Source organism: Candidatus Polarisedimenticolaceae bacterium (assembly GCA_036376135.1).
GTDB lineage: Bacteria > Acidobacteriota > Polarisedimenticolia > Polarisedimenticolales > DASRJG01 > DASVAW01.
This window is the reverse complement of the sequence record DASVAW010000156.1, coordinates 1-6504: the sequence shown is the minus strand read 5'-3', so window position 1 is coordinate 6504 and position 6504 is coordinate 1. Positions and strand designations below refer to the sequence as shown.

Genomic DNA, 6504 nt, shown 5'->3' with positions numbered 1-6504 from the left:
TCGTCGTCCTGCCAGAGGATGTTCGCCGTCGGCTCGATGCCGAGGGTGTTGTTCACCCAGTTCACGAAGGCGTCGGAGCCGGCGCAGCGGAACTGCGCCTCCAGGCGGTAGTCGAGGACCGCGCACCCCTGCGCCTCGGCGCGCCCGCGCAGGTAGTCGGCGGTGCCGATCTCGCCGGGGCGCACGGCCTGGCGGTCGTCCACGAAGAACACGCACACCTTCGACGCGTCGAGGAGCTCGTCCACCTGGGGCTTCGTCGAGCGCTTCTCCTTCGGGGTGTAGCGGTTCGAGCTCGTCTCCCGGATGCGGTGCGCCTCGTCGCAGATCAGCACGTCGATCGCGTTGACGTCGGCCTCGGCGTAGTTGTTGAAGTACTTGAACTGGGAGCTGCCGCGGGTGCCGATGATCTTCTTCAGCGTTTCGGTGAACGCGCGCGAGCCGGTCGCGTACTGCGCGTTGAAGCCGCCCAGCGACAGGTCGCCGAGGAGGTTCATCGCGATCACCGACTTCCCCGTCCCCGGGCCGCCGCGCACGATCAGCACCGTCTTCCGCCGGTCGTCGAAGCCGCGGCGGGCGGTGGCGAGGACGCGCTCGTAGACGACGAGCTGCTCGTCGAGGAGGACGTACGCCGGGTTCCCCTTCACCACCTGGCCGACGTGCTCGAGGAGCTTCCGGCTCGGGCGGTAGCGGCTCTGCTCGACCCGGCGCAGCACCGGCTCGCCGCGCCCCTCCCGCACCCGCTCGGCGAGGAACGCCTGCAGCGGCTCGACGTCGTCCATCGTGAAGACCGGGGAGCTCTCGAGGATCGGGCGGAAGCGGTCGGCGAAGAGGACGTCGTCCCCGTCGGAGCGGTAGTTGTGGAGGTAGGCGCAGGAGCCGAGGCGGATCGGGGCGGGGGGCTCGTAGAAGGCGGTGTGGCTGTCCTCGAGGTAGCGGCGGTACTGGCCGACCTGGGCTGAGGGGTGGAGGACGTCCCGCTCGGCGCCGCCGAGGCGGGTCGTGACCAGGTTCTCCGCGCCGGCTTCGCCGCAGCGCTCCCACTGCTTGAGCTCGATGATGACCGCCGCGTCCCGCCCCTCGCCGTCCTGGCCGGTGACCATGCAGTCCAGCCGCTTCGAGGTCATCGGCAGCTGGTACTCGAGCAGGATCCCGTGGTCGTGGAAGTCGGCGTCGTCGAGGACCTGCGAGATCGCGCGGAGGGAGTTGCGCCACGAGGCGACCTCGGACGGGGGCGGGGCGTGGCGGAACTCGCGCCGGAACGCGTCGGTCAGCTTCTCGGCGATGCGGTTGTGGACGTTGTCCTTGATGAAGTGGGGGGAGAGGCCGGAGTAGAGGCGCATTGGGGGGATTGTAAGGGGTCAGGTCTTCACCCGTGCGCTTTCCCGGCCGAGCAACGCGGCGGTTTCCCGCCGGAAGTTGCATCGGGGAAACCCCGGCCGGGCCGCGGAGCGTGGACTCGGGGTCGGCGCGGCCGTAGAATCCAAGCACGTTCCGAGGTGCCGGATGAAGCGTCGAAAGAAGGTCAAAGAAGTCGTCCCCGGAAGTCGCGCGACGGTCTACACGCTGGGCGGGAAGATGGAGTTGATCCTCCCCGTTCTGACGCCCGAACAAATCCGTCGGTCGCTCGGCTTGAGCAAGACCGCCAAGCTTCGGGTAGCCCGAGTGATCCGGCGGGTCGGGCTGCAGCGCCGGGCGAGTTGAACGCCCCACATGGAGAGAGCTTCCTTCCGGAGGCTGCAGATGACTGCCGACGACCCCATAAGCGATCCGCGTGACCCGGAGTTGGCCTTTGGTCTCGTGGCGCCGGTCGGAACCGACACCGATGGTTTCGCCGATCGCCTGGCAACGATGCTGGGAGGCTTCGGCTACAAGTCGAATCGCGTGCGGCTCAGCGGGTTCCTGAAGAAAGTCGCCGGACCGGACGGCAAGCCGATCGTCATCGAGGCACCCGAGGTCGAGCGGCTCCGCACCTACATGAACGCCGGCAACCTGCTCAGGAAAGCCACGAAACGGAACGACATTCTCGCGTTGATGAGCGCAGCACACGTGAAGGGCATGCGGAGAGAGCCGCCGGTCATGTCCAAGACAGCGCACCTCCTCCTGACGCTAAAGCATCCCGAGGAGGTCGCTGCGCTTCGGAGGATCTACGGCGACGGGTTCTTTCTGATCGGCGTTTACGAATCCGAGGAGCGCCGCACGGCCAATTTGATGCGACGCCATGGAATGACTGCGGAGGCGGCCGCGGACACCGTTCAGCGGGATGCTGAAGAGGAAATCGGTCACGGCCAGCAGGCGCGACAGGCGTTCGAATTGTCGGATGTCTTCGTTCCGGCGAGCGCGGCGGATGCGGACGCGGGGTTGCATCGGTTCCTCGACCTGGTGTTCGGGTGTCCGTTCGTGACCCCCACGCCGGAAGAACACGCGATGTTCCTGGCCTACGCGGCGTCGGTGCGCTCCGGGTCGCTCTCGAGACAGGTTGGCGCCGTCATCGTCTCGAGGACGGGCGAAGTCATCGCAGCGGGCGCCAACGACGCACCGAAACCCGGTGGGGGGCCGTACTGGCCGGGCGAAGACGACCAGCGAGACTACGTCCGAGGGCGGGATTCGAACGCCGCCGAGATCCAGGAGATCGTCGAGGAGTCCGCGCGCCGTGTGTTCAAGGCCCTGCACGATGGTGCCGAACCCGACACGGCGGGCTTGCAGCCGATCATCGCGAGCCTACGGTCCAGTCGCTTCGCCCAGATCACGGAGTTCGGCCGCGACGTCCACGCCGAGATGGACGCCATGCTCACCTGCGCGAGAGCGGGAAGGTCCGTGAGGGGCGCGACGCTCTACACGACGACCTTTCCTTGTCACAACTGCGCGAAGCACATCGTGAGCGCGGGCATCGCGAACGTCGTGTTCGTCGAACCCTACCCGAAGAGCAAGGCGCTTGCGTTGCACGACGATGCCTTGGTGCTCGAGGGCCCCGCGGGAGATCGGCGTGTGAAGCTCCGCCCGTTCGTGGGCATCGGTGCACGCCGATTCCTCGATCTGTTCTCCCTGCGCCTCGGCGCGGGTCGGCCGACACCGCGGCGGCGCGACGGGATCTACAGATCCGAGTGGAAGCGAGCCGAGGCTGCCCCCCGCGTGGCGATGGTGCCCGGGTCTTACCTCGATCGAGAAAAGGCATCGGACTGGTTCGTGCGCCGCGTGCTTCCGGGTAGGATGCATGCGAACGGAGGGGACGCGTGACGTTCGTCAGAAACCTGCAGGACGAGGAAAGCCGCGAGTTCTGGAGCAACGTCGACGCCGGCGCCCGGGAGGTCGACGGCTGGCCCGAGTGGAAGCGGCGGATGATCGTCGGTGAACTCGAGGACGAACGCCCCTCGCCGGAGCGGGCGGAGTCCGATCCTCGACCCTGCGCCGACTGAACTCCGGTCTCCGATCGGTGGTCCGTGACCCTGCAGTCGAGCCACGGTCTACACGCTGGGCGGGAAGATCGAGTTGATCCTCCCTGTCCTGACGCCCGAACAAATCCGTCGGTCGCTCGGCTTGAGCAAGACCGCCAAGCTTCGGGTCGCCCGAGCGATCCAGCGGCACGCCGCAGCCGCCGTCCCCCCCCTCACGGACAACCCCCATCGATCCCCCGCGAACCCCACGTTCCCGGTCCGCCGCAGTCCCGGTCGACCCCGCGCACGAGGTAGGTGAACCCCGCCCCGGGTGCGGGCGCCTCGGGGTCGCCGACGGACGTCCCGGCGACGTCGTCGGCGAGGCAGACCCCGAAGTCCCCCGACCGGATCCCGGCGAGCGTGCCGCGGAGGACGTCGTAGACGTCGGCGCGGGGGACGACGTCCCACGACACGGCGCTCGGGCTCACGGCGACCGACAACACCTCCACCGGAGCCGACTCGGCCTCGAGGGCGGGCTCGGGGCCGAGCGCGTACACGCGCACGTGGTCGAAGCGGGTGGTGAACCCCGCGCGGTTCATGGCGACGAGCCCGATCCGCGCGCCGTCGAGCGCGTCGTGCGTCCACGTGGACGCGCGCTGCCAGCGCGCGCCATCGAGGCTCGTCCACGCGCTCACCTTTCCCGCGCGTCGCTCCATGCGAAGCCAAGTGCCGTCCCCGACGGGGCCGGCGACGCTCGTGCCGTAGCGCGGGTAGCCCGCGGGGACGGGGAACGTTTCGTTCGCGAACTCCACCTGCCGGGCGCTTCCGATCGAGGCGACGACGAGCTTCACGTAGCGGTCGTCGTCGGCGTGGAGCACGAGACCCGCCTGGACGTAGTCCCACCCCGATCCCTCGGCGGGGACGTCGAGGGTGACCCGCGTCTCCACCACGAAATCTCCCTCGGGGGCCTCTTCGACGAGGATCGGCGCGGTGTCGTTGTCCTCGTAGAGCTCGGTCGCCGTCGTGTTGATCCGCAGGGCGCCGTTCTCGAGCCCCCACGCGCTCGAGGCGGGGGGACGGATCCAGCTCCACTGCGGGGACAGCGTCGGAAGGTCGAACTCGTCGGAGGCCGCGGCGACCGGCGCGCCGGGCGCGAGAGCAGGGTAGGGGGGCGGTGTCGCGGACTGCGGGCACGCGGACGGTCCCCACCCGGCCCGGACGGAGGGCCAGCCGTCGGCCCCCCAGACGACGCGGTCGAGCATCGCGGGGCGCTTCGTGAACCCGACGGAGCCGGCGAAGTAGGGATCGTCCCGGTCGATCGCGTGGTAGGCCACCCAGGTCGTCCCGGAGCCGTCGTCGAAGACGGAGAGATGCCCGGGCCCCACCCATCGATTCCCGTTCATGGCGAGGGCCAGCTCTCCCCCCGGCCGTCCGGCCGTCATCGCGATCCCGTCGCGATCGACGTAGGGCCCCGCGGGGGAGCTCGAGCGTCCGACGAAGTTCGTGTACCCGGTGAGCGGCCCGCGGCAGCAGTCGCTGGCGGAGGCGAACATCCAGTAGGCGCCGTCGCGCCGGACGACCTCGGGGGCCTCGTAGCGGTCGGGGACGGCGACGCGCGAAGCACTCGCCGGCTCGCTCGCCAGGCCGTCGGCCGAGAGGGTTCTCGTCTCGATCCCCCCCGAGTAGCTGCCGTAGAGGATCCACTTCGCCCCCGACGGCTCGAGGACCACCTCGGGGTCGATCGTCGCGAAGAACGAGCATCCCGCGCCCGAGCGTCGCGGGGCGACGACCGGCGACCCCGCGTCGACGAACGGACCGAGGGGCGACGTCGCCGTCGCGACGCCGATCGCGGGATCGAACCCGCAGCCGAGGGCGCCGCTGATCGCGCGCTTCACGTCGGTCATCGCGTAGTACAGGTGATAACTCCCGCCGAAGAACTTCACCTCGGGGGCCCAGAGTCCGGAGCCCGACTCCCCCCAGCTCGGGACGGCGGCGAACGCGTCCCCCTGGTAGAGCCAGTGCTCGAGGTCGGTCGAACGGAAGACGGGGATCAGGCGACGGGCGTCCCCGGCGAACAGCGGGTCCGCGGTGCAGTAGAGGTACCAGGCGTCGTCGCCTGCGGTCGCCCCGCGGATCACCGTCGGATCGGCGCAGGACTCCACGAGCTGGCCGGACGGAAGGCGCAGGTCCAGCGGATTGGCGGCGCGGGCCGAGATCCCGAGCGCCGTCCCGAGCAGGAGCAGGATCGCGTGCCTGTGGATCAAGGGGTCAAGTCTTCACCGAAGGTCGATATCCGTCGAGAGGTATGTTGCCCTCCCGGCCGCCTCGGGAGTTCGAGACGGTGTCGCCGCTCTCGACCGCGAGGTCGGCCAGGGCTACGAGCAGCGCGAACTTGTACGTGGCGGTGAACTGCCCCTCGTCGAGCAGGGTCTGGTAGTTCTCCAGGAACCGCAGCTGCTCGGCAGGGCTAGGCTCGGGACTCCTCATTTCTTCGACCAATAATCCGCCCTCTCCGGCAGCACCCACCGCACCCCGCCGCGCGGGTCGGTGCGGTCCCCCGCGTAACGCGGGATCAGGTGGACGTGCAGGTGCGGGACCGTCTGCCCCGCGGCGAAGCCGTCGTTGATCCCGATGTTCCAGCCGTCGGGGGCGTGCTGGGCCTCGACGAGGAACTTCGCGTAGTCGAGCGCGGCGAGGAGCTGGACGCGCTCGTCGGGGGTCGTCTCGAAGAACGACCGGACGTGGCGGCGCGGGATCACGAGCGCGTGGCCCGCCGAGACCGGGAAGCCGTCGCGGAGAATGTAGACGAGCGGGAGCTCGTGGAGGACCCGGGCGGCGTCCGGAGCGCAGAACGGGCAGTCGGACATGGGCGGATCGTAGCAAGCACGGATCGGTTTCCGTTATTCAACCCCTCCGCGCCCGCTTCGCCCCGCGACCCGCCGCCCGCCGAGGTACGTTCCGGCGTCCCGCCTCCTCGGGAGCTCTGTCCCATGTCGCCGATGAAGCGAGTCCCCACGGGTCTTTACGGCGATCTCGTGGAGGACCTGAGCGGGTTGCTGGAGTCCGCCCGCCGGGCCGCCGCCCGTTCGGTCAACACGGTGATGACCGCCACGTACTGGGAGATCGGACGGCG

7 protein-coding genes are annotated in these 6504 nt (G+C 69.5%); 3 read left to right on the top strand and 4 right to left on the bottom strand.

Annotated features, from left to right (window positions below; translation table 11 throughout):
• Nucleotides 1-1340, bottom strand: a 1340-nt coding sequence (locus tag VF139_16425; protein HEX6852983.1) for a DNA/RNA helicase domain-containing protein, incomplete at its 3' end; no start/stop codon positions are given.
• Between the two features lie 163 nt (nt 1341-1503).
• Between VF139_16425 and VF139_16420 the strand changes: the two genes are divergently transcribed.
• The 3 genes from VF139_16420 to VF139_16410 are packed head-to-tail and all read left to right on the top strand — an operon-like array spanning nt 1504 to nt 3413.
• Complete coding sequence (locus tag VF139_16420) at nt 1504-1701, top strand: hypothetical protein (GenBank protein HEX6852982.1); 198 nt, start codon at nt 1504-1506, stop codon at nt 1699-1701.
• 39 nt (nt 1702-1740) lie between these two features.
• Nucleotides 1741-3234: an anti-phage dCTP deaminase gene (locus VF139_16415; protein HEX6852981.1), complete on the top strand. Its 1494-nt coding sequence runs from the start codon at nt 1741-1743 to the stop codon at nt 3232-3234.
• Complete coding sequence (locus tag VF139_16410; GenBank protein HEX6852980.1) at nt 3231-3413, top strand: hypothetical protein; 183 nt, start codon at nt 3231-3233, stop codon at nt 3411-3413. The genes VF139_16415 and VF139_16410 overlap by 4 nt, the downstream gene beginning before the upstream one ends.
• Before the next feature lie 191 nt (nt 3414-3604).
• On the opposite strand, the gene VF139_16405 is transcribed toward VF139_16410, so the two are convergent.
• Genes VF139_16405 through VF139_16395 form a run of 3 tightly spaced genes read right to left on the bottom strand, consistent with a single transcriptional unit; the run spans nt 3605 to nt 6238 of the window.
• Nucleotides 3605-5635, bottom strand: a complete 2031-nt coding sequence (locus tag VF139_16405; GenBank protein ID HEX6852979.1) for a family 43 glycosylhydrolase — start codon at nt 5633-5635, stop codon at nt 3605-3607.
• A gap of 4 nt (nt 5636-5639) precedes the next feature.
• Nucleotides 5640-5858, bottom strand: a complete 219-nt coding sequence (locus tag VF139_16400) for a hypothetical protein (protein HEX6852978.1) — start codon at nt 5856-5858, stop codon at nt 5640-5642.
• Nucleotides 5855-6238, bottom strand: coding sequence for an HIT family protein (locus VF139_16395; protein ID HEX6852977.1), 384 nt, complete (start codon nt 6236-6238; stop codon nt 5855-5857). The genes VF139_16400 and VF139_16395 overlap by 4 nt, the downstream gene beginning before the upstream one ends.
• Nucleotides 6239-6504 lie beyond the last annotated feature (266 nt).

Excerpts from the sequence above, each read along its gene's own strand:
- VF139_16420 (HEX6852982.1), top strand. The coding sequence starts at position 1,504 with ATGAAGCGTCGAAAGAAGGTCAAAGAAGTCGTCCCCGGAAGTCGCGCG.
- VF139_16415 (HEX6852981.1), top strand. The coding sequence starts at position 1,741 with ATGACTGCCGACGACCCCATAAGCGATCCGCGTGACCCGGAGTTGGCC.
- VF139_16400 (HEX6852978.1), bottom strand. The coding sequence starts at position 5,858 with ATGAGGAGTCCCGAGCCTAGCCCTGCCGAGCAGCTGCGGTTCCTGGAG.
- VF139_16395 (HEX6852977.1), bottom strand. The coding sequence starts at position 6,238 with ATGTCCGACTGCCCGTTCTGCGCTCCGGACGCCGCCCGGGTCCTCCAC.